General features: G+C 36.6%; 22 protein-coding genes. 6 read left to right on the forward strand and 16 right to left on the reverse strand.

What is annotated here, in order from left to right; genetic code table 11:
• The first annotated feature begins 40 nt into the window (after positions 1–40).
• Complete coding sequence (locus ACGH4F_RS05590) at positions 41–1450, forward strand: amino acid permease (protein WP_411590353.1); 1410 nt, start codon at positions 41–43, stop codon at positions 1448–1450.
• Between the two features lie 112 nt (positions 1451–1562).
• On the opposite strand, the gene ACGH4F_RS05595 is transcribed toward ACGH4F_RS05590, so the two are convergent.
• From ACGH4F_RS05595 to aas, 13 genes are all read right to left on the reverse strand, one after another.
• Positions 1563–2171, reverse strand: a complete 609-nt coding sequence (locus tag ACGH4F_RS05595) for a MarC family protein (RefSeq protein ID WP_411590354.1) — start codon at positions 2169–2171, stop codon at positions 1563–1565.
• Positions 2172–2325: 154 nt separating this feature from the next.
• Positions 2326–2676 carry a 50S ribosomal protein L19 gene (gene rplS / locus ACGH4F_RS05600; RefSeq protein ID WP_034900792.1) on the reverse strand — a complete coding sequence of 117 codons (351 nt, stop codon included), beginning with the start codon at positions 2674–2676 and terminating at the stop codon, positions 2326–2328.
• Between the two features lie 31 nt (positions 2677–2707).
• Positions 2708–3460: a tRNA (guanosine(37)-N1)-methyltransferase TrmD gene (trmD, locus tag ACGH4F_RS05605; RefSeq protein WP_220215872.1), complete on the reverse strand. Its 753-nt coding sequence runs from the start codon at positions 3458–3460 to the stop codon at positions 2708–2710.
• Positions 3461–3477: 17 nt separating this feature from the next.
• Complete coding sequence (gene rimM / locus ACGH4F_RS05610) at positions 3478–4005, reverse strand: ribosome maturation factor RimM (protein WP_411590357.1); 528 nt, start codon at positions 4003–4005, stop codon at positions 3478–3480.
• Positions 4006–4030: 25 nt separating this feature from the next.
• Complete coding sequence (gene rpsP / locus ACGH4F_RS05615; RefSeq protein WP_065559705.1) at positions 4031–4279, reverse strand: 30S ribosomal protein S16; 249 nt, start codon at positions 4277–4279, stop codon at positions 4031–4033.
• Between the two features lie 238 nt (positions 4280–4517).
• Positions 4518–4892: a DUF956 family protein gene (locus tag ACGH4F_RS05620; protein WP_411590359.1), complete on the reverse strand. Its 375-nt coding sequence runs from the start codon at positions 4890–4892 to the stop codon at positions 4518–4520.
• A 163-nt stretch (positions 4893–5055) separates the two neighbouring features.
• A complete protein-coding gene (locus ACGH4F_RS05625; protein WP_267380138.1) occupies positions 5056–5967 on the reverse strand; it encodes a PTS system mannose/fructose/sorbose family transporter subunit IID in 912 nt (303 codons plus the stop codon).
• Between the two features lie 17 nt (positions 5968–5984).
• Entirely contained in the window at positions 5985–6785 is an 801-nt protein-coding gene (locus ACGH4F_RS05630; RefSeq protein ID WP_411590361.1) for a PTS mannose/fructose/sorbose transporter subunit IIC, read from the reverse strand.
• 22 nt (positions 6786–6807) lie between these two features.
• Positions 6808–7782, reverse strand: coding sequence for a mannose/fructose/sorbose PTS transporter subunit IIA (locus ACGH4F_RS05635; RefSeq protein ID WP_220215867.1), 975 nt, complete (start codon positions 7780–7782; stop codon positions 6808–6810).
• A 371-nt stretch (positions 7783–8153) separates the two neighbouring features.
• Positions 8154–9893 carry a carboxylesterase family protein gene (locus ACGH4F_RS05640; protein WP_411590363.1) on the reverse strand — a complete coding sequence of 580 codons (1740 nt, stop codon included), beginning with the start codon at positions 9891–9893 and terminating at the stop codon, positions 8154–8156.
• 288 nt (positions 9894–10181) lie between these two features.
• Positions 10182–11087, reverse strand: a complete 906-nt coding sequence (gene murQ, locus ACGH4F_RS05645) for an N-acetylmuramic acid 6-phosphate etherase (RefSeq protein ID WP_411590365.1) — start codon at positions 11085–11087, stop codon at positions 10182–10184.
• Positions 11053–12261, reverse strand: a complete 1209-nt coding sequence (lplT, locus tag ACGH4F_RS05650; RefSeq protein WP_411590368.1) for a lysophospholipid transporter LplT — start codon at positions 12259–12261, stop codon at positions 11053–11055. Before lplT ends, murQ begins: the two co-directional genes overlap by 35 nt.
• Before the next feature lie 14 nt (positions 12262–12275).
• The gene (gene aas, locus ACGH4F_RS05655; RefSeq protein ID WP_267351999.1) at positions 12276–14417 is read right to left on the reverse strand and encodes a bifunctional acyl-ACP--phospholipid O-acyltransferase/long-chain-fatty-acid--ACP ligase; all 2142 of its coding nucleotides are present in this window, start codon (positions 14415–14417) and stop codon (positions 12276–12278) included.
• Between the two features lie 200 nt (positions 14418–14617).
• Here aas and ACGH4F_RS05660 point away from each other — a divergent pair, with 200 nt between their 5' ends.
• Positions 14618–15592: an ornithine cyclodeaminase family protein gene (locus ACGH4F_RS05660; RefSeq protein WP_411590370.1), complete on the forward strand. Its 975-nt coding sequence runs from the start codon at positions 14618–14620 to the stop codon at positions 15590–15592.
• 86 nt (positions 15593–15678) lie between these two features.
• Here ACGH4F_RS05660 and gpsA read toward each other — a convergent pair whose 3' ends face one another.
• Genes gpsA through ACGH4F_RS05675 form a run of 3 tightly spaced genes read right to left on the reverse strand, consistent with a single transcriptional unit; the run spans position 15679 to position 17683 of the window.
• Positions 15679–16695 (reverse strand): NAD(P)H-dependent glycerol-3-phosphate dehydrogenase, encoded by a 1017-nt coding sequence (gene gpsA, locus ACGH4F_RS05665; RefSeq protein WP_370632180.1) that lies wholly within the window; start codon positions 16693–16695, stop codon positions 15679–15681.
• A gap of 39 nt (positions 16696–16734) precedes the next feature.
• Positions 16735–17217, reverse strand: coding sequence for a protein-export chaperone SecB (secB, locus tag ACGH4F_RS05670; protein WP_411590371.1), 483 nt, complete (start codon positions 17215–17217; stop codon positions 16735–16737).
• Between the two features lie 25 nt (positions 17218–17242).
• Positions 17243–17683, reverse strand: a complete 441-nt coding sequence (locus ACGH4F_RS05675) for a rhodanese-like domain-containing protein (RefSeq protein WP_411590423.1) — start codon at positions 17681–17683, stop codon at positions 17243–17245.
• Positions 17684–18076: 393 nt separating this feature from the next.
• Here ACGH4F_RS05675 and glnA point away from each other — a divergent pair, with 393 nt between their 5' ends.
• The 4 genes from glnA to ACGH4F_RS05695 all read left to right on the forward strand — a co-directional run bounded on the left by glnA (position 18077) and on the right by ACGH4F_RS05695 (position 23239).
• Entirely contained in the window at positions 18077–19486 is a 1410-nt protein-coding gene (glnA, locus tag ACGH4F_RS05680) for a glutamate--ammonia ligase (protein WP_267360734.1), read from the forward strand.
• Between the two features lie 71 nt (positions 19487–19557).
• Entirely contained in the window at positions 19558–20607 is a 1050-nt protein-coding gene (gene glnL, locus ACGH4F_RS05685; RefSeq protein WP_065559691.1) for a nitrogen regulation protein NR(II), read from the forward strand.
• An 11-nt stretch (positions 20608–20618) separates the two neighbouring features.
• On the forward strand, positions 20619–22085 hold the full coding sequence (gene glnG, locus ACGH4F_RS05690) for a nitrogen regulation protein NR(I) (RefSeq protein ID WP_411590372.1): 1467 nt from the start codon (positions 20619–20621) through the stop codon (positions 22083–22085).
• A 179-nt stretch (positions 22086–22264) separates the two neighbouring features.
• The gene (locus tag ACGH4F_RS05695) at positions 22265–23239 is read left to right on the forward strand and encodes a siderophore ABC transporter substrate-binding protein (RefSeq protein ID WP_411590374.1); all 975 of its coding nucleotides are present in this window, start codon (positions 22265–22267) and stop codon (positions 23237–23239) included.

Below are 23239 nucleotides of genomic sequence, written 5' to 3' on the forward strand. Positions count from 1 at the left end.
CTGGTTTCCAGCAGCTTTTTTACCTTACTAGGCGGTTTACATGGCAACATCTGAATATCAAGGAAGTTCCTATCCGAGTACCACTAGTTTAAAAAAGAATTTAAAAAATCGGCATCTGTTGATGATCTCTTTGGGTGGTTCGATTGGTACCGGATTATTTATTGGTATTGCAGCACCACTTAGCACAGTTGGTCCGCTAGGGACGATTATCGCTTATTTGATGGCTGGTTGTATTATGCTCTCCACCATGCTCTGTTTAGGTGAGCTTTCATGCGCATTTCCTCATGCTGGTTCTTTCCAGCACTATGCGTTAATGTTTATACCTAATCCCATTTGGAGCTATACTATAGGTTGGTTATATTGGTTAAGTTGGGTGCTGTCGATGGCGGCTGATTTAACGGCGGCATCAATTATTGCTCACCAATTTATCACTTCTATTCCTATTTATCTGTTTAGTCTAATTATTTTAATTGTTTTAACCTTTGTACATCTCACATCGGTACGAGCTTACGGCGAAAGTGAATACTGGTTTTCAACAATAAAAGTTCTGGCAATTATTGCTTTTATTGGGACAGGTATTTACTTGCTATATCATCAATATGCTGACACCCATGTGCTACCAACATTGAAAACAGAAAACGGATGGTTTCCTAACGGTTTTTCAGCGATTTTTGTCTGTATGACGATTGTCACTTACTCTTTTCAAGGCGTTGAATTGATAGGAAGTGCAGCAGGGGAAGCCCAATCACCGCAAACCGTTTTACCTAAAATAATTACAGGTGTCGCTTTTAGAATCATCCTATTTTATGTTTTAGCAATTGCAGTTTTGGCACTTGTTTATCCCTATGGTAATGCACAAGAAGAGATAAGCCCTTTTGTTTGGGTATTTACGCAAGCAGGCATCAATTTTGCATCTTATGTCATGTTATTTGTGATTTTTTGCGCCGCTATATCGGCAGCTAATTCTGCAATTTATGCCAGTTCTAGAATGTTATGGTCAATGTCTCAGGATAATTTAGCACCAAAATATTTTGCAGAGGTAAATAGGCGGGGTGTGCCGACCAAAGGAATATTGTTTATATCCATTATTGCGCTGGTATCATTATTTTCAAAGTACATTGCTGCGGAAAAACTTTATCTTTATTTGGTTGCAGCGACAGGGCAGGTTGGATGTTTTGCTTGGATTATTATCGCTTGGTGTCAATTTCAGTTTCGTCAAGGGGTCAATAAGGGGAAATATCCGCAAGAGACCATTAAATTTAAATCGCCATTTTATCCATGGCTTGCGATCATTTCGATCGTGATTAATACGATTATCATTATTGGAGTTTGGTTTGGTGAATCCGGTTATTTTATTTTTATATCGGAATTGGTATTAATTATGATTATTATCAGTTCGTATTTTTTCTTCAAAAAAAGAAAATTAATTATGCCCCATGCAAATGACTAAACTATTTGGTTAAATAAGGTTGGTGTAATCACTCACTATCGTAAACGTAGTAGTGATTACCGAGAAGATAACATCTGACCTTTGTCATTATCTAATATATTCAATGATCTGACTAATTAAGATTTAAAATTCCGGCGACGCCAGTAAATACGACTTGGGCAGCAATTGCTGAAATTAATAATCCGGTTAATTTTGATAAAATTGCAATTCCGGTATTTTTTAAAACTTTAGCGATGGTTTTAGAGCATAATAACATGGCATAAATACCACTTGATGCAATTAATAGTGATAACGCACCAATTAAATTTTGAATTAAACCATCTGAACTTGTCCCTAATACGATAATTGTACCAATTGATGCGGGGCCCATACAAAGCGGGATAGCCAAAGGGACAACACTAATATCATCATCGCTATTAATTTTATTTTTGTCAGGCGAATCGTTCATTAATGCCACTGCCGTTACAAAGAGTAATGCCCCCGATCCAATTCGAAATGCATCGAGAGTAAAGCCAAAAATACTAAACATCGCATTACCGAAAAAGAATAGCACAATGCCAATAATAAAAACGGCACAAGACGTTTTACGTGCGGTTTTTCGGCGTGCTTGTTCATCATACTGTTTTGTACCACTCAAAAATGCACTTAATACAGCAGGTGGTGTCATTAATGCAAATAATTTTATTGTTGTGGCAAGAATCTCAACAAGATAGTTAGCCATAGTATTACCTTTTATTCGACCAAGATATTGCTTGAATTGTGTCAACGATAGCTGGTGGGAAAAAATATTGGTTACACATAAAAACGGTCACCTTAATGGTGACCATATTTAATTTAATCTATTTTAATCGTTTTTTATTGTTAATCAATAAAAACTAGTTTAGGCGCTCTTTAATACGAGCCGCTTTACCACGAAGTTCGCGTAAGTAGTAAAGTTTAGCTTGACGTACTTGACCACGACGTTTCACAGTAATTGAATCAACAATCGGTGAGTGAGTTTGGAATACTCTTTCAACACCTTCGCCATTCGAAATTTTACGTACTGTAAATGCAGAATGTAAACCACGATTGCGAATTGCAATAACCACACCTTCATATGCTTGAAGACGTTTTTTGTTACCTTCAACAACCCATACTTTTACTTCAACCGTATCACCCGGGCGAAAAGACGGGATGTCTTTTTTCATTTGTTCTTGTTCTAATTGCTGAATAATTGCATTTTTCATAATATTATCTCTTACTAGTTATACTGAAATCTTAATGGCTATGTTTATCCTGATATTCACGTTGAAACTCAGCGAGTAAACATTGCTCTTCATCAGTCAGAGCTAGATTTTCAAGAAGATCTTCTCTTCTTAACCAAGTTCGTCCAAGGGATTGTTTTAATCGCCAACGACGAATCGCTTCATGGTGACCAGACATTAACACGTCAGGCACCGCCATTCCATCTAACACCTCAGGTCTGGTATAGTGAGGACAATCAAGTAAACCGTTAGCAAAAGAGTCTTCTTCTGCTGATGATTCATGATTTAACACGCCGGGAATAAATCTTGCCAGTGCATCAATCATCGTCATTGCCGGTAATTCACCACCACTCAATACGTAATCTCCAATTGACCATTCTTCGTCAATCTCGGTTTGGATCACGCGTTCATCAATACCTTCGTAACGTCCACAAATCAAAATTAATTTTTGATTTTGTGACAATTCGCAAACGCCTTGTTGGTTCAATTTGCGCCCTTGTGGGGAAAGATAGATTACTTTTGTATTGTCACCTGCCACAGCTTTCGCTGCATGAATTGCATCCCTAAGGGGTTGTACCATCATTAACATACCCGGCCCACCACCATAAGGTCTGTCATCAACAGTCTTATGCTTATCATGCGCAAAGTCGCGCGGATTCCAATAATTTACTGTTAACAGCCCATTTTTTACAGCTCGACCAGTTACGCCATAACAGGTAATGGCTTGAAACATTTCGGGAAAAAGGCTAATTACGCCAATCCACATAGTGTTACCTTACCAAATTAAAAAGCAGGATCCCAATCGACCACAATCATTTTTGTTGCTAGATCAACTTGTTTAATAAATTGTTCTTCAACAAAAGGGATTAAACGTTCTGTTGCTCCAAATGCATCTTTTAGATTTGCTTTTACCACCAATACATCATTAGAGCCGGTCTCCATTAAATCAGTGACCTGACCTAAATCGTAACCGTTGACTGTTTTTACTCGGCACCCAATCAGATCTTTCCAATAAAAATCACCATGATTCAGTTCAGGCAAATTTTCAGCATCGACAAACACTTCAATGTTGGTTAATGCATTGGCTTGATCACGATCGTCAACACCTTTGAGTTTCACAATCATATCTTGATTATGGGGTTTAAAGCTTTCTACGATTACCTCTTGCCATTTTCCAGCTCGCTGGATATACCAAGGTGTGTAATCAAAAATACTATCTGGAAATTCTGTAAACGAAAAAATTCTGAGCCATCCACGAATGCCGTAGCTTGAACCAAGTTTACCAACAACAATGAAATTCTCAGTATTCATTTTACAGTGACTATCTATTACTTAATTAAGCAGCTTTTTGTGCTTGTTTGATCAATGAATTAACACGATCAGAAACAGTTGCACCTAAACCAACCCAATGATTTACGCGATCAAGATCTAAACGTAATTCTTCTGCTTTACCTTGTGCAATTGGATTAAAGAAACCAATGCGTTCGATAAAACGACCATCACGTGGGTTACGGCTATCAGTGACAACTACTTGATAAAAAGGGCGCTTTTTAGAGCCACCACGAGCTAAACGAATAGTTACCATAACATCCTCTTAAATTAAAAAATAATCTTTTTCCTGCCCAACATGGACAGAATCAAAGCCCCAGAATTATACTCCTTCTGGCAAAAAGTGCAATGACTGATTATGATTGATAGAGACAAGATAGTATATAATAGATTCAATTAAAAAATGAATAGACAAAATAGCATTCATTATCCGTTGTCACCCTCACCATGAATAACGCTAGAATAATTTATAATATTTTGGATATTAGCATCGATTATTTTTGACTTGGTTTGCGAGTAAATGCTCGCTTTAAAACACCAAAAAAACCTAATGATTTTACCATTTTGTCACCACCAATATAAACTCGGATAGCTCTTAATACGTCTTTAGGATTTTTAGAGGCAAAGGTAAAGGAACCATTTTGTTTTGTGTAGATAGTATAACGTGGTATCCATTTTCCCCCAAATAAGATGGATGCAGAAACATATTCGACTTCTTGCCATGGGATTTGGATGTATTTACGTGCATCTCGCTGATGATAAAATTCCAACGCTTTATTTCCAATCATAATTTGTCCATACTCGGTAAAAGCTGTAAATGCGGTAGCTTTAACGGTTAGGTCTATTTTGGAGTTTAATGATTGAACCATTTATATGAATTCCATATTAATACTAAAGTTAATTTAATGTTTTTTTATGACTTGAACAGCCAAAACCTTTGGACTCAATTATTCAAATATTTGTTGATAAAAGATAAAAAAGCATAATTTAAACAGTAAATTATGCTTTTTATCGATTACTTAAAGTTTGAACTTATAGAAGACCAATCACGTGTCCTGCAATCCCGACAACAAAGAGTCCGAGGATTATTAAGATTGGTGATACTTTTTTACGTAATAACCACATGCATAAAAAGGTTAAAAGTAACGGAACCAGTCCTGGTATCAGTTGGTCTAAGTTATTTTGTAGGGTGGTGACCTTTTCTTGAGTAAGGGATAACCCCGCTTGCATTTGTTGTAATGCGGTTTGAATGCCTTCTGAACCAGCTGGTAAGTGATTCCAATCAATAAAAGCACCGTCGCCTAATTTAACTTTTGAAACAACAGGTTGAAAATTAATTGATACCCACCTTTGCACCAAGGCCGCCAGAATAAACATCCCTAAAATGGAAGCACCTTTGGTAATTTTTTGCAATAAGCCACCCGATAAATTATCGGTGATTTTAGAACCTGTACGGTAACCAAACTCTTGGGTGTACCACATAAAACTCCAACGGATAATATTCCAAAGTAAAAAGAATAAAATTGGTCCCATAACATTGCCACTAAGTGCAAGTGATGCGCCAAGCGCACCAAGCATTGGTCTTACCGTAAACCAGAACACGGGATCACCAACTCCGGCTAAAGGTCCCATCATTCCAACTTTTACACCTTGGATGGCAACATCATCAACAGCAGCACCATTAGCACGTTCTTCTTCGAGAGCAAGCGTTACACCAAGAACCGGTGAAGCTAAATAAGGGTGAGTGTTAAAGAATTCTAAATGGCGTTTAAGTGCTGCTGAACGATCTTCTTTGGTGGTATAAAGTTTTTTTATTGCAGGGATCATTGAATAGACCCAACCACCATTTTGCATACGTTCATAATTCCAAGAACCTTGGAGAAAGGTTGAGCGCCAAGCAACCGCTAAACGATCTTTTTTGCTTAATTGAATTTTATCAGTCATTTTTTTACTCCAAGTACCTAGTAATCATTTAAAATATCGTCAAGTGGATCACCTTTGCTTCCACCATTTGATGAATTGCCACGTTCTGAAAGGCTAAGATAAATCATTGCTAATGCAATACCTAATGCACCTAACGCAATAAGGGTTAATTGTGAGATAGCCGCAACCACAAAACCGATGATGAAGAATGGCCAAACTTCACGATTTGCCATCATATTAATTACCATGGCATAACCCACAGCAACGACCATACCACCACCAATTGCCATACCTGTTGTTAACCATTCAGGCATAGATTCTAATGCGCCTTTTACTGTTTCGGCTGGAATAAATAATAGCGCTGCTGCCGGAATGGCGATTCTTAAACCTTGTAAGCAGATACCAAATATTTGTAATAGTTCAATTTTACGGATATTACCTTCTTCTGCTGCTGCATCCATCATATGTACTAATGGTACAGCAATCGTTCGGACAATCATTGTTAAAAATAATCCTGCAACTGCTAAAGGAATGGCAATAGCAATAGCTGTTGATACGCCTGCAGCACCTTGTCCACCTAAAACCAAAATAATGGACGAAGCCACAGAGGCTAAAGCCGCATCGGGTGCAACAGCTGCACCGATGTTAGCCCAACCTAGGGCTATCATTTGTAATGATCCACCCAGAACAACACCCGCTTCAAGATTACCGGTCACCAAACCAATTAATGAACAGGCAACTAACGGTTGATGAAATTGAAACTGATCTAAAATACCTTCCATTCCTGCCAGAAAGGCAATAACTATCACTAAAATGATAGCAACAATTGATAATGTCATAATATAACCTCTTGTATAAGTCCTAATTCTTTTGTGCTGCTAATTCTTCTTTCGCTTTTTTCAACAATTCATCCATATTACTATTAGAATCATTAGGTACTTTGCGAACATCAAATTTAACGTGTTTTTCTTTTAATTTTTCAAATGTTTCTACATCATCCGCATTCATTGAAAGCACTTTATTTACCATTACTTTACCGACAGAGTGCGCCATTGAGCCAATATTAAGGGTATCAATGTCGACCCCGCCTTCAATAGTTCGTAATACATCTTGTGGGTTTTCGAATAGTAACAATGCTTTAGTATTGCCAAATCGTGGATCGCGCGAAACTTCGATGATTTTTTTAATCGGCACGACATTTGCTTTTACCCCCGGAGGCGCGGCTTCTTCGATCAGTTTTTTTCTTAATTCATCTTTCGATACTGAATCCGATACCACGATGATACGATTAGGATTGGTTGATTTTGTCCAAGCGGTGGCGACTTGACCATGTAATAAACGAGAGTCAACCCGAGCCAAGACAATTTTCATTTTACCATCACCTAGAACGGTGCCTTCAGGTATGGTATTTGTTTGTTGAGTAGCAGTGGTGCTTGCAGCCGGTGCTTCAACTGTTGCTTTAATTCCTTCTTTTGCTGATTCTAAGATTGCAACGGCAATTTCTTTAGCTGTTTCCATTGAAAAACGAGATGAATAAGCTTCAATAAGCATCGGTAGATTTAAACCTGCAACAATTGCCCAATTGGGGTGCTCACCACATAGATTATTTGCTTGATTAAATGGCGTGCCACCCCATAAATCAACTAAAAAAAGTACTTCATTTTGATCGTCGAATGTTGCTATTGCGGCTAACATTCGTTCTTTTAAACTTTCAGGGCTATCACTCGGATGCAAGGTTACGGCTTGCACGTTTTCTTGCTCTCCAAAAATCATTGACCCAGATTGTAGAATCCCTTCTGCAAACTCACCATGAGTTGCTAGAATAATTCCTACCATACAACTACCTCCCAATTTTTATATTATATTCATAATATAAATGTCATAAATTTTTATCAAAAATTGATATTAAAAATTAACTATAAATAATATAGTCTGTAACTTTAAATAGGGCTGAAATTCGTGATATTAACGAACCAATATAAGTTTTATTTCGAATAGAATTATTGAAATAAATCCCCATTTTGTAAATAGCTTTTTGTATAAATAATCTGTTGTCCTTCATAAAATACAAAATGTTTAATCATAAAAAAGTTAAAGTCTTTTATCAGATAATTGTGTTGTGTCATTGGGTGATAAAGTTTACTCATTGACAAATTTCAACTTCTTGACAGAACAATAAGATCGATAATCTTATTCATTAAGATTAGTTATTTTAACCATAATGACTTATTATGATATCTAAGATCAAGTTCATGACTAAACCACCGCCCATTTAATACCTCAGATATTAGCGTTTTTTTTATTTCTGGTGGGATAGATTGGTCTTTATCCATTTCATCAAGCACATCACGGTAAGAAAAATGTTGTCTTCCCATATAAACTATAGCTTTTTCTTTGTCGGCATTGATATAGAGTAGTCCCTTATCCGCATAATTATTTGTTGTTGACCAATTATTCCAATAAACTAAATCGTCACCATTAGGATCGCCGTTATAAATAAAATTATGAATATATTTTTTATAAATCTTACTGAGTTGTTTAGCGCCTTGAGTTTTATAGGCATTTGCTATTAACCCGTTATAATTTTCTGAATACGGATCCATCAGTGGTAAAAAAACACCATGAAAAGCACCATATAATCCCATTGGCAAGCCTACAATATTTTGATCTTCGCCATATTGTATTTCCATACCATAAATTTTTGCTTTATAAAAAGGTGCCATTTTTTGGGCTGAGTCTGAAACGTTAAATAAATCATATAATTTTCCGCCATATTTATTGGCGAATTGAAATGCTGTTAGTGTTTGTCCACTTGGTATACCATGATTAAAGGACGCACTAAAATAAGCTGAAGATTTTGCGAATAATGAAAATTCACCCGTACCGGTCAGCATGATCAATGGCACAGAATGATATTGATGCGTATTAAACCCTTCTTTGGGGATCACATAGCCGTCGTTATATAAATGCGGAAAGACACTCATTCTGATTCCGGCATTATTCATCAGTGAAACCAATCTTTCAGAAGATAGGCTATACAAATATGCTTTGACATCGGGATGATTGGTTAACAGCCAATGATAAGCTTGTTCTTCAGTTGGCTTTATTTTATCTTCAACAGCAAGTGGGGCTATAGCTTTGGCAAAGACTTTAATGCTATCCTCTTTATTTGCAATGGTCATACCACCACTAAAAGAGATCGCTTTTTGAAATTTATCTTTAAAAATAGGTGAGATTAACATCGCCATCACATCTCGCCCACCCGCTGAAAAACCAGAGACAGTGATATTGTTAGGATTTCCGCCAAAATAGGTAATATTGTCTTTAATCCAATCCAATGATTTTGCCATATCCAATAACGCATAGTTACCCGAATCTTCGAGTTTATCACCCGTTTGCAAGGCAGGAAGCGGATTAAATCCGAGTGGCCCCAAACGATAATTGATTGAGATAAAAATTGCATCCAGATCGGTTACCATGCCGTTGCCAGTCATCTCTTCTGCTTTTCCGATTTGGTTGTTTCCACCGTGAATATAAACGAGAACTGGTAAATTTTTTTTATTATTATTCGGTCGATAGATATTGAGATTTAAACTATTATCTGAACCAATGATGTTATTTTCATTGAGCTGAAATGCGATAGGACTTGCTTGAGTTGCATCAAATATACCTTCCCATGGTTCAGGGTCAATCGGTTTTTTCCATCTTAGCTCCCCTGAGGGTGCTTTCGCATAAGGTATGCCTGTCCACACGAGAACGTTGTTGATGTTGTCGAGTTGACCTTTAACTAATCCAAATTGGGTTTTTATCAAAGTAGGATCCGAGATAGTGGATATCGTTGATAAATTGGAATTTGTTAAAAGCTGATGATTTTGACTATAGACAACCATTGGCGTTGATAGGATGAAAATACCAAGTATAGCGATATGAAATAGTGATTTCCTCATACAATGTCCTTGTGTGTCTTTCAAAAATTGAATAAAAAATTAATATCAGAAATTAGCGAGAAGTGTATACATCCATGAAAGAAGTGATGAATTTACGCTTAATCTTACTAAATCATATTATTATAATTATCTCAGTGCACTGTTATGCCTGTAATATTCTGTTTAAATAAATGGTACAGTTTTTATATTTCTCTATTATGTAATAGATTGTCAATAATCCTAATTTGAAAATTAGACATAGATCATAAAAACAGACCATTTATGTTTATTTTTTCTATAATTATCTTATCAACTCGCCGATAGTGCTTTTCTGATAAAACCATTATTTTCTGATAATAATTTTTTTGCTTGATTAACATCAAAGTGACCGAGAATCATTAAAATAGCTGTTTTACAGTGTCTATCACTCTGTTTAAGCGCTAACATTGCCGTTTGGCGGTCACATTCAGTTGCTTGCATGACAATGGATATTTGTCGCTCAATTAATTTAGCATTAGTGGCTTCGACATCGACCATTAAATTACCGTAAACTTTACCAATTTTGATCATGCTAGCGGTGGTTAACATATTAAGGACAAGTTTTTGTGCTGTTCCGGCTTTCATTCTTGATGAACCCGTTATCACTTCAGCTCCTACAATTGGTGTGATGGCGACGTCTGCCAGATCAATCATAGGGGCATTGGGGTTACAGCATAAACTTATCACTGTTGCGCCAATTGATTTAGCAAATTGCATACCACCTATAACGTAGGGAGTGCGACCACTTGCGGCAATACCAACTAAAATATCATTGGCTGAAAAGTGAATATTTTTCAAATCAGTTATTGCTAATTCAGGATTATCTTCGGCATTTTCAACGGCTTTAAAAATTGCCGTTTGACCACCAGCAATCAATCCGATGACTTGTTGAGGAGGGGTGCCATAGGTGGGTGGGCATTCACTTGCATCTAAAATACCAAGCCGACCTGAAGTGCCGGCACCGAGATAAATTAAACGACCGTGATTTAAAAAAGTTTGACTAATCACATCCACTGCTTTAGCGATATTTGCTAACTCTTTTTCAACAGCAACGGCAACATGCTTATCTTCATTATTGATGATTTTGAGTATATCGATCGTCGAACAGCTATCAATTTTTTCGCTGTATGGATTACGACTTTCAGTTAACATTTTTGATAGATTTATTGGTTGCATACTTTTTTAATCCTCGCCACAGTAAAAAGATGATAATTGCAAATAAAGCGCCGAAACTAACGCCAATTGTTATTATCGAAATCTTAAAAGATACAGCAACAGTATAAAGACCCAACATAACCATCATTGTAGTATATTCACTTAAATTTTGTACGGAAATGACACTGCCTGCACCAACGAGATCTTTACCCGTTTTTTGAATTAATGCATTTAAGGGTACTAAAAAGAATCCGCCTAACGCACCAATAACAATTAATAATACATAACAAGCAATAAGGTTGCTTTGTAAAGTGAATGCGATAACGGCAATGCCCATCATAATACCTGCCGGAATGCAACGTAACGTATTATTGATTGAGATCAGTAAGCTGGCTAATCCTGCTCCAATAACAATGCCGATAGCAACGACTGCATTTAGATTTGTTGGTGTTGCGATATCAGTAATATTTAAAACAGCTGGTACCCAAAGGATTAATAAAAATCGTAAGGTAACTCCCGCCCCCCAGAATAGACTTGTGCCTAATAAAGTATATAAAACAAGTTTATTATTGAGAATAATGTGAACGGTTTTACTAAAATCTTTTATCATACCCTTTATATTCCATTGAATATCTTTTCTGGCAGCAGGGAGTTTAGGAATAAAAATATTAGCAATAACAGCAAAACCATACATTAATACACATGCAAGTAAGGACGCACTGACATTCATATCGGCAAGATGTCCGCCAGCAAGTGAACCCAGTAAAATAGCCGCAATAGTGGATGCTTCTATCAATCCATTCGCTTTGACTAAATTATTACCTGAAGTCAGTTCGCCTAAAATGCCATATTTAGCAGGCGAATAACCCGCTGCACCAACTCCTACTAAAAAATAGCCAATAAAAGGGTTGAAATTAAGACAGATACAGGCTGCGCCTAATAGCTTCATACCATTTGAAATCATCATGACTTTTCCTTTAGACATACAGTCTGCAAATTGACCAACAAAAGGAGAAAGGATGATAAAAGGAATCACAAAACCGATTTGTAGTGCTGACTCACTCCATTCTGGGTACTGAAGTTTTCTGATATAGGCAAGAATAGCAAAGAATATTGCATTATCTGCAAATGCCGAAAAGAATTGCGCCAGCATGGTTGCCACCATGCCTTTGCTTAATAGTGAATTGTGGTTCATGTGATATCCTTATGCTATTCGTCAGCCATTTTTCGAAGTGTGATAAAGTCTATTTTTCCTGTCCCAAGAAGTGGAAGTTCTTTAACAACACGAATATCACGAGGAACGGCTAAAGCAGGAATACCAAGTTCTTGTGCTGTTTGACTTAGTTGTTCACGATCTAACTTGGTTGAAGTTGTGAAAAGTACAATTGCTTCCCCTTTTGCTGCATCAGCTTTTACTGTTGCACCATGCATTGCATCGGGATCCACTTTTTTAGCGAGTGCCTCTACACTCTCTAAAGAGACCATTTCACCTGCTATTTTGGCAAATCGTTTTAGTCGTCCTTTAATGGTGATAAAACCTTCATCATCAATTGAAACGATATCACCGGTATCGTACCAACCCTGTTCAGCTTCACCGTTTTCATCTATGGCGACAGGTGGTTCAAGGGTGCCTGGATTTTCAACGCGCAAATAACCTTTCATCACGTTTGGCCCTTTAACTTGTAACTCTCCTCCCTCACTAATGCCAGGTATATGAATTAACCGTGAAGTCATCCCCGGCAATAAACGACCAACTGTGCCATTTTTAAATGCCATAGGTACATTGAGGGCAACGACCGGTGCACATTCGGTGACGCCATAACCTTCTAAAATACGAATGCCATATTTATCTTTCCATAGTTCTCGTACTGGTTCTGATAATTTTTCAGCGCCAGCTACCACATAGCGTAAACGCATAAAATCAAATGGGTGGGCATAGCGAGCATAGTTAGCTAAAAAAGTTGGTGTACCAAATAGAACGGTACAATTTTGGTCATAAATAATTTCTGGTACCATTCGATAGTGTAATGGGTTTGGATATAAAAATGTACGACTACCTGAAAAAAGCGGTAAAAATAAACCAGCCGTGATACCAAAAGCATGGAACAACGGTAACGCAGACATAAATCGATCGGCTGGAGTAGGATCAATGACCGAACGAATTTGTTCAACATTAGCAAGTAGACTACCATGCGTATGCACAACCCCTTTAGGGTTACCCTCAGAGCCTGATGTAAAAAGAACAAGTGCTTCATCATCACTCGTTTGATTACATTCAACAAAACGTGGAATATATTGATTCACTGCTACATAGAGCTTATCTTTTAAGGTCAAACTACTACGTAAATCTTCCAAAAAATACCACTTAATGCCTTTGATCTCATCTAAGAGATAATCGAGTTTACCTTTTTGAATAAATTTACGCGACGTGACAATGGATTTAATTTCGGCGGCAGTAATTGCACAGGTTAATCCCTTTGTACCAGCAGTATAATTAAGCATGGCAGGTACTCGGTTTTTCACTAATAAACCGAAAATAGTCGCAACGGTGATTGTGGCATTGGGGAGTAAAACACCCACTCGTTCTTTTTTCTCGGTAATTTTTTCGATAATGCAACTTACACCAATAATTTGCTTAAGTAAATTACGATAAGATAATTCGGACGTTGTCGGGTCTTGTACTGTTCTTGATTTTGTCCCGTAGCGAACTTGTGCTTCAAGTAATGCTTCAAATAGTGTTAATTTAGGACGGCTTGCTAGACGAGCATTCATCATGATTTGATGCAATTTTTCACCCGCTATATAGCGTTTGTCTTTTGCTTTAGGCACATTTGGCATTGGAATTGTGGTCGGTTCAAGTACATGAATCGTTATTTTAGGAAATAAGCGACGTTTAAACAGTCCTTTTAGGCGGCTAGTTAATGTGAACTCTGCTCCTTCAATCCAGACTGGTACAATCGTTGCTTTCGATCGAGCCGCTACAAAAGCCGCTCCATCATAAATTTTCATTAATGACCCTGTTACGGTGATTCTTCCTTCAGGGAATATGACTATCGGACGTCCTTTTTCAATTTCGCGTACTAAGCGTTTAATCGCCATAGGATTAATCGGATCCATCGGCACAAAATCCACGTACCGTTTTGCTAAACGAACTAACCAGTGATCAATATAACCTGAATAAATGGCAAACACGGGTCTAACAGGTAAGAAAACACCGATTAGAAGACCATCAAGAAAGGAAACATGGTTAGGAGTGATAAGCAATCTTTCTTGCTTTAAGTTTTTTAGGTTACCATAAATTTTGACATGAAAAAGAAACTTTAAAATAACCCTTAATATATTGAATAACATCTTAATTCTCAATTTCCGTGCAAAATTGCACCTTGTCATAATAGTGAAAATAGAGGAAATACACAAGATATGTTGTTTATTTTGAATTTATTATGAATAATCTGAACATGATTAATGATTTTCTTTGGTTAGTTATCTAAAAGTTAGACAATGCCTATAAAAAACGTAAAATAAATCATAAAAAAAGGTCTGGAGTGAAAATGTTAATTTTATCCGCAAATGATATTCAACATGTTTATAGTATGAAAGATGCCATTGAGGCAGATAAACAAGCTTTAAAAATCTATACCCAAGGAGATAGTGAAGTGCCTTTACGTATCAATTTTGATATGCAGAAAGGGCAAAGTTTATTTATGCCCGCGCATATAAAAGGTAAGGATATTGTTGGCATTAAAATTGTGTCTGTATTTCCGGATAATCCTAAATTGGGTAAACCCTCCGTACCAGCGCAAGTGATGATGTTAGATCCTTTAACTGGGGAAGTTTGTGCCATTTTAGATGGTACTTTTGTAACTCAACTTCGTACAGGGGCGGTACAAGGTGCGGCAACCGATCTTTTAGCAAGAAAAAATGCTCGACGAGCAGTATTAATTGGAACAGGAGGTCAGGCAGTATCACAATTAGAAGCCATGTTAACCGTTCGGGATCTTACTGATGTAGCTATTTACGATATCGATGAACAAAAAGCGAAACAATTTACGGAAGCGATGAAAAAACACTTTTCACATTTTTCAGCCAATCTCTATTTTTCGCAAAATTTTGATGAAGACATTGGTCAAGCAGATATTATCACCTCAGTGACAACATCTAAAGTGGTCACATTTAATGGTGATATCGTTAAGCCTGGTACTCATATTAATGGTGTGGGCGCATATACCCCTGAAATGCATGAAATACCAAGTAATATTGTTGAAAAAGCGGACATTCGTGTACTTGATACTAAAGAGGGCGTTTTTGCCGAAGCAGGGGATATTATTGATCCAATTAACCAGAAACGTGTATCAAAAAATGATTTTTTTGAGTTGGGTGAATTAGTTACTGATTCGCAAAAATGTCGCCAAAACGATGAGCAAATCACTTTATTTAAAACGGTGGGAACAGCCGTTCTCGATGTTTATGTTGGATATGATATTTATCTAAAAGCAAAAGAAAAGGGTATTGGAACAACTATATAAGCTAAAGATTAGAAAGAATAGCTCATTTTAATTACAACGTTATTTAATAGCGTTAATACAAAGTGATGATATAACGGTATTAAAAATTAACTTTTTAGTTCTTCTTTCTGTGATCGTCCGAGTAAGGTCATTGCCGCTTGTTTAGGATCTTTATGCTCGTATAGTACTTTATAAATTTGTTCAGTGATTGGCATATCCACATGATATTGTTTTGCAAGTGTCCAAACTTCTTTAGTATTTTTAAATCCTTCGACAACTTGTGCGATAATATCTTGTGCTTCTTGAATAGATTTATTTTGTCCCAGCAAAATACCGAAACGTCGATTTCGTGATTGATTATCCGTACAGGTTAATACAAGATCACCAAGTCCAGCCATGCCCATAAACGTTGCAGGATCTGCACCAAGCGCTTCGCCCAATCGCATCATTTCAGCCAGTCCACGTGTGATTAACGCTGTTCTTGCATTCGCACCAAAACCCAGCCCATCAGACAATCCTGCTCCTATCGCAATCACATTTTTAATGGCGCCACCAAGTTGCACCCCAATAAAATCTTTACTGCTATAGACCCGAAAACTTTTACTACAATGAAATAAATTTTGTAACTCAGTTAAAAAATCATCATCCGTTGAAGCAACGGTTACCGCCGTTGGCAAACCTGAGGCAACTTCTTTAGCAAAAGTAGGGCCTGAAATGACAGCTAGGGGGATTTGATTGCCTAAAATTTCTCTGGCGACATCTTGCAATAAACGTCCGGTATTGACCTCAAGTCCTTTGGTTGCCCAAACAATTTTACTATCTTTGCGTAAATAGGGTTTTATTTGCTTTAAAATAGTACCAAAAGCATGGCTAGGTACCACTATGAGTAAGATTGGTGACGCTGAAACAGCTGTTTGCAGATCACTTTCAATGTGCAGTAATTCAGGAAAAGGAATATCAGGCAAAAATTGTTTATTTTGCCTGTCATGCTGTAAAGCCATCATTTTGTGTGAATTATGTCCCCACAATAATGTTTGATGACCATTACGTGCAAGTAAAATAGCTAAAGAGGTTCCGTAAGAACCTGCACCGATTACTGTGACAACAGCATGTTTTTCCATAATTAACCGTTAGATTTATCGTTCTAGATTAAATCACAATGATTATTGTAATGTTTCTGTTGATTCTTCTTCAACTGATTGTTGTTGCTGTTGAAGATAGTTCATAAATAACACGTCAAAGTTAACCGGTTCTAAATTAACTGGTGGGAAAGAACCTTTAATGACTAAGTTAGAAATTGTTTCTCGTGCATACGGGAATAAAATATTCGGACAGTAAGCACCTAAACAGTATTGTAACTGTGCATCATTGAATCCAACGAGTGAAAAAATACCTGCTTGCGTTACTTCACAAATATAGGCAACTTCGTCTTGTGACTTCATTGTTACTGTAATGCGTAATGCGACTTCATAAACATCATCATTTAAGGATTGAGATGATGTATTCAATTCAACATTCATGGCTGGTTGAAATTGTTTGGTAAAAACTTCAGGTACATTATTGGTTTCAAATGAAACATCTTTTGTATAAATACGTTGAATTGCAAATTGTGTTTCTGGTTGTTGTGTATTGTTTTGTTCTGTCATGATCTAACCTTATTTTAATATAGTTTTATTTTCTAACTAATGGTAAATTTTCGCCATTCCATCCTGCAATGCCATCTTTTAATGCAAAAACATTCAAGAAACCTTGTTTAACAAGTATTTCACCGATGCCGACTGATGACAGACCATTATCATCAATCAAGATAACAAAATTTTCTTTATGTTTTTCAATAGAATTTTCACTCGCATTTTTGATATCAATGGGGAGTATATTCAGGGAATCGGTAATATGCCCCTTTTTGAAACTATCAGCTGATCGCAAATCAATGATTTTAGCATTTTGTTTATTAATCAGATTGATTGCTTGAGCATTATTAATGATTTTAACTTTTGATAACTTACTTTTGATGGTTAATACAATGATTGCAATAAAAAGTACAATCCAACCTAAAGAAAGTAAAATATGATTTTTAACAAAAGGTATAATTTCGAGTGTAATAAAGTCCATACTTTTATAATTACCTAGTTTTTCAATATAAGAAGAGATTATAGCGATATTATGCACTGAAATACAGTACCTATAAGAAAATCTTGTGTTCCCCTAATTATCGAGCGTTAAATTGAGAAGATTCTTATTGAGATTTTAATTATTACAAGGATGATTGAATGCGTGAACGACTTCTTTTTAGCAAAAATAAATATGCAACGCCTTTTATTGGTGCATTCTAAGTGTTTTTATGCATTATTTTGGTGCATTAATGCTATTTGTGTTACTATTTAACCCGTAAATTCACTAGAAAAACGTGACTTAAAACTTGGCATCATATTTGCATAAAAGAAAATAACTTGGCAAGAATGCCTTACGAACTGAACAATTATTTGTCCTCAACGGAGAAGATACATGTCTATACAAAAAGTATTAACACTAATTAAAGAAAATGATGTTAAATTTGTTGATTTGCGTTTTACTGATACCAAAGGTAAAGAGCAACACGTTACGATACCCGTTAGTCAAATTGATGCTGACTTTTTTGAAGACGGTAAAATGTTTGACGGTTCATCAATTGCTGGTTGGAAAGGGATTAATGAATCGGATATGGTATTAATGCCTGATGCTTCAAGTGCCGTTATTGATCCATTTTTTGAAGATGTAACATTAAATCTCCGTTGTGATGTACTCGAACCTGCAACATTACAAGGTTATGATCGTGATCCACGTTCAATCGCAAAACGTGCTGAAGAGTTTTTAAAATCTTCAGGCATTGCTGATACCGTTATTTTTGGACCAGAACCCGAATTCTTTTTATTTGATGATGTTCGTTTTGGTTCACCGATGTCAGGTAGTTTTGTTCATATTGATGATATTGAAGCCGCTTGGAATTCAGGCACAAAATATGAAGAAGGTAACAAAGGTCATCGCCCAGGCGTAAAAGGCGGTTACTTCCCACTTCCTCCGGTTGATTCATCGCAAGATATCCGCTCAGAGATGTGTTTAATTATGGAACAACTTGGTTTAGTGGTTGAAGCTCATCACCATGAAGTGGCAACTGCAGGACAAAATGAAATTGCTTGTCGTTTCAATACATTAACTAAAAAAGCGGATGAAGTTCAAATTTATAAATATGTTGTGCAAAATGTAGCGCATATTTATGGTAAAACAGCGACATTTATGCCGAAACCGATGTTTGGCGATAATGGTTCAGGCATGCACTGCCATCAATCTTTAGCTAAAGATGGAGTTAACTTATTTGCCGGTGATAAATATGCAGGGCTTTCTGAAATGGCATTATTCTATATCGGCGGTATTATTAAACATGCTAAAGCTATCAATGCATTTACTAACCCTGCAACTAACTCATATAAACGTTTAGTACCGGGTTATGAAGCGCCTGTTATGCTTGCGTATTCTGCTCGTAACCGTTCTGCTTCAATTCGTATTCCTGTTGTGACTAGCCCGAAAGCACGCCGTATTGAAGTTCGTTTCCCTGATCCAGCAGGTAATCCATATTTATCATTTGCTGCGCAGTTAATGGCTGGTTTAGATGGTATTATTAACAAAATTCATCCTGGCGATGCAATGGATAAAAACTTATATGATTTACCACCGGAAGAATCTAAATTAATTCCACAAGTGGCCGGTTCACTTGAAGAAGCGCTTAATGCATTAGATGCTGATCGTGACTTCTTAACGCGTGGTAATGTCTTCACTAATGATACGATTGATGCGTATATTGATTTAAAACGTCAAGACGTTGATCGTGTACGTATGACACCACATCCAGTTGAATTTGAACTTTACTATAGTTTATAGATTTATCTAAAATTTAAACAGTTAATCCACCGTGTAAAACGGTGGATTTTAATGAGGACGGAATATCGACGATGACATTTGATAGTGAATCTGATGCTGATCTTGTTCTCAACTCGATGATTACAAGTATTTTATTACTTGATAAAAATCTCAATATTGTTTACGCCAATACCGCTGCCCAACAGCTATTAGCACAAAGTCCCAAAAAGTTATTAGATAGTTATCTTCCTGATTTATTGAGTTACCATTCTTTAGATTTCGAGTTAATGCAAAGTTCGTTATCCAAAAATCAAGGTTTTACGGATACTGAAGTGAATTTGGTGGTGAATAATGAATTGCATATCTTATCGTTAACGGCACAACCCTTAAGTAATGAACAGATCTTAATTGAAATGGCGCCTTTAAATAATCATAAACGGTTAAGCCAAGAACAGTTACAACAAGCTCAACAAAGTGCTGCTCGTGAACTTGTGCGAGGGCTAGCACATGAAATTAAAAACCCATTAGGTGGGCTTCGAGGTGCTGCACAATTATTATCACGAGAATTACCAAAAAATGAGTTGCAAGATTATACGCAGATTATTATTGAACAAGCAGATAGATTAAGAAATCTAGTAGATAGGTTATTGGGACCACAGCAACGCTTGCACCAAAAAGTACAAAATATTCATCAAGCGATTGAGCGAACCTATGCGTTATTGTGCATCGAAAAACCATTAAATGTGACTATTTTACGGGATTATGATCCAAGTTTGCCAGAATTTATCCATGATTCAGAGCAGATCGAACAAGTTATTTTAAATATTGTGCGAAATGCTTTACAGGCTATTGGTACGAAAACAGGTACGATAACAATCAGAACGAGAACTGCCTTTCAAGTTACATTGCATGGACAACGTTATCGACTATGTGCACGTATTGATATTGAAGATAATGGACCGGGGGTACCTGTTCATATTCAAGATACACTTTTTTATCCTATGGTAAGCGGTTATGAAGGTGGGACAGGAATCGGTCTTTCTATTGCACATAATATTGTTGATCAACATCATGGTAAAATTGAATTCAATAGTTGGCCTGGACACACTGAATTTTCTGTCTATTTGCCAATCAAACAATGAGGTAATTTAAAATGAATGTTTGGGTTGTTGATGATGATAGTTCAATTCGTTGGGTATTAGAAAAAGCACTTACCAATGCGCATTTTAATTGTATTAGTTTTGCAAACGGTCAAGATGTGATCGAAGCTTTGACTAATCAACTATCCAAACCAGCTGTACTAATTTCTGATATTAAAATGCCTGGCATCGATGGTCTATCATTACTTAATTATATCAAAGCACAATTCCCCCATTTGCCTGTCATTATTATGACAGCGCATTCTGATCTAGATGCTGCTGTCAATGCTTACCAAAAAGGCGCTTTTGATTATATTCCCAAACCCTTTGATGTGGATGAAATGATTCAACTTGTTGAACGTGCTATTGCACAGTCTCAACATTTACAAGTACCAAATCATCAGCGTACTCATGTTACAGCAAAAGCATCAACAGGCATTATAGGTGAAGCACCTTCAATGCAAGAGGTATTTCGGATTATTGGACGCTTATCAAAATCTTCTATTAGTGTGCTGATTAATGGTGAATCAGGTACAGGTAAAGAGTTAGTCGCAAAAGCGTTGCATACTTATAGCCCTCGATCACATTCACCTTTTATCGCACTTAATATGGCAGCGATTCCCAAAGATCTGATTGAATCGGAACTGTTTGGACACGAAAAAGGGGCGTTTACTGGGGCTGCACAAATCAGGCATGGACGATTTGAACAGGCTAATGGTGGAACTTTATTTTTAGATGAAATCGGTGATATGCCTCTTGATGTTCAAACACGGTTACTTCGAGTCCTTGCCGATGGACAATTTTATCGTATTGGTGGTTATTCCCCTGTAAAAGTTGATGTCAGAATTATTGCCGCAACGCATCAAGATTTAGAAGCAAGAGTGCGCGAAGGCAAATTTCGGGATGATTTGTTTCATCGCTTAAATGTAATCCGTATTTTATTGCCTCCATTACGTGATCGTGCTCAAGATATTCCGAAACTTGCAGAGCATTTTTTATATACCACGGCTAAAGAGTTAGGCGTTGAAAGTAAAGTTTTTAGTCCCGAAGCGATGAGTGTTCTATGTAAATTTAATTGGCCGGGCAATGTAAGACAGCTTGAAAATACCTGTCGTTGGGTGACAGTCATGTCTTCTAGTAAAGAAATTTTAGTGCAAGATCTACCACCAGAGCTATTACAATTTCCGATGCCTAAAATTTTGGTTGGTCGTAATGATATAAGTTTGACATTAAACGACTCTCAAGTTGCAATGGATTGGCAATTTTTACTGGAACAATGGGCTAAACAATCGCTTGTCGCAGGAAAATCGAGCATTTTAACTGAGGCAGTGACAGAAGTAGAGCGTATTTTATTAAATTGCGCACTTAATTTTACCCGAGGACATAAACAAGAAGCAGCAAATTTATTAGGGTGGGGGCGTAATACTTTAACCAGAAAGTTAAAAGAGTTTTCAAATAAAAATGACAGTGATATTGGCTAATTAATCTATAAAATTTTGACATAACGCTATGTAAAGAAACGTTTTCTAATCATTTAACACTGACTTTAGATATTCTTTAAAGTTTATTGAACACTGAGTTGTTTTTAGATACAATTTAATGCAAATGAGAATTATTTATATTTGTGTTATTTTTATCTGAACAATAATTAGGAGTTCATATGTATTCATTTATCAAAGTTAAAATTACAGTGCTGTTTGCTGTATTGCTGTTAGTTGTTGGGTGTGATAATAATAAGAATAACCAAAAACCAGATTATTCTGATATTAAGAAAGATGCTCTGGTAATTAAACACGCTCAAGGCGAAGCACTTTTTGGGTATGTTCCCAAAAAAGTAGCTGTTTTTAACATTGCAACTCTTGATATTATTGATGCATTGAATATTCCAGTCTCAGCTGTACCACAATCAAATGTCCATTTACCTGATTTCTTATCTAAATATAGTGATAAGTCCTATACTAACATTGGGACTTTGTTTGAGCCAAATTACGAAGTACTTAGCTCTATCAATCCTGACTTAATTATAGCAGGTGGACGAGCAACAGATGCCTATCCAAAGTTGGAAAAATTAGCAGAAACAATCTCCTTAGATATTGATTCCAATAACTTCTTAGCGAGTTTAACTGAGCGAACTCGTCAATTAGGTTGGATTTTTGAAAAAGAGAAAGAAGCATCTAAATTGATTGAAGACTTTAATCAAAAAATTGACCAACTAAAATCGAAAACCAGTACAGCCGGTTCAGCATTAGTGATTATGATTAACGGTGGGAAAATGTCTGCATATGGCCCTAAATCACGTTTTGGATTTGTTTTTGATGTGTTAGGTTTCCAGCCAGCAACCACTTTCCAAGAAGCCGGTCGTCATGGGAATAGTGTTACTTCTGAATTCATTTTAAGTACTAATCCCGAATGGATATTTGTGTTAGATAGAGATAATGCCATTGGTAATAAAGAAGCCCAATCAGCACAACAAGTATTAAATAATGAATTAATTCAAAAAACGGCAGCATGGCAGCACAATCATATTGTTTATCTTGATTCAACATCGATGTATATCGCAGGCGGGATTCAAACGTATAGTCGTTTAATGGATCAAATAGCAGAAGCACTACAAGAATCATCGACTAATCAATAA

The organism is Gilliamella sp. CG35 (assembly GCF_046635745.1).
GTDB classification, from domain to species: domain Bacteria; phylum Pseudomonadota; class Gammaproteobacteria; order Enterobacterales; family Orbaceae; genus Gilliamella; species Gilliamella apicola_I.